The sequence below is a fragment of the Kitasatospora sp. NPDC001159 genome (genome assembly GCF_053598235.1).
In genome coordinates, this window is record NZ_JBSFJV010000302.1 from 1 (window position 1) to 1,087 (window position 1,087).

The window sequence follows — 1,087 nt, forward strand, 5'->3', positions numbered from 1 at the left end:
TCATCGCGACGCCGACGTCGGCCTGGGCGAGCGCGGGGGCGTCGTTGGTGCCGTCGCCGGTCATCGCGACCAGCTTGCCGCCCTCCTGCTCCTTCTTGATCAGGGCCATCTTGTCCTCGGGCGTGGCCTCGGCGAGGAAGTCGTCCACGCCAGCCTCCTCCGCGATCGCCCTGGCGGTCAGCGGGTTGTCGCCCGTGATCATGATGGTCTTGATGCCCATCCGGCGCAGCTCGTCGAACCGCTCCCGCATGCCCTCCTTCACCACGTCCTTCAGGTAGATCACCCCGAGGACGCGAGGAGCCTCGTCGCCGTTCTTCGCGGCCACCACCAGCGGCGTACCGCCGGCGGCGGAGATGCCGTCCACCAGCTGTGCCACGTCCGGCCCGACCGAACCGCCGTTGTCGGTCACCCAGTTGGCGACCGAGCCGGCCGCGCCCTTGCGGACCTGCACGCCGTCCACGTCCACGCCCGACATGCGGGTCTGGGCCGTGAACGGGACCCAGGTCGCGTGGGCAAGCTCGCCCTGTGCGCGGGCCCGCAGACCGTACTCGGTCTTGGCCAGGACCACGATCGAGCGGCCCTCCGGCGTCTCGTCGGCGAGCGAGGACAGCTGCGCGGCGTCCGCCAGCTCGCCGATCTCGACACCTTCGGCGGGCAGGAACTCGGCGGCCTGGCGGTTGCCCAGGGTGATGGTGCCGGTCTTGTCGAGCAGCAGGGTGTTGACGTCGCCGGCGGCCTCGACGGCACGCCCCGACATCGCCAGCACGTTGCGCTGCACCAGCCGGTCCATGCCCGCGATGCCGATCGCGGACAGCAGCGCGCCGATGGTGGTCGGGATGAGCGCCACGATCAGGGCGACCAGCACGACCATCGACTGCGGGGCGCCCGCGAACGTCGCCATCGGCTGCAGGGTCACGACCGCGACCAGGAAGACGATGGTCAGCGACGCCAGCAGGATGTTCAGCGCGATCTCGTTCGGCGTCTTCTGCCGAGCGGCGCCCTCGACCAGGGCGATCATCCGGTCGATGAACGACTTGCCGGGCTCCGAGGCGATCTTCACCACGATCCGGTCGGACAGCACCTTGGT

The 1,087-nt window shown here is 70.3% G+C and carries 1 protein-coding gene; it reads right to left on the reverse strand.

Features of this window, described 5'->3' with window-relative positions:
• Positions 1 to 1,087 (reverse strand): potassium-transporting ATPase subunit KdpB (gene kdpB, locus ACWC9T_RS42020; RefSeq protein WP_449826276.1); only part of this gene is annotated, 1,087 nt, incomplete at both ends.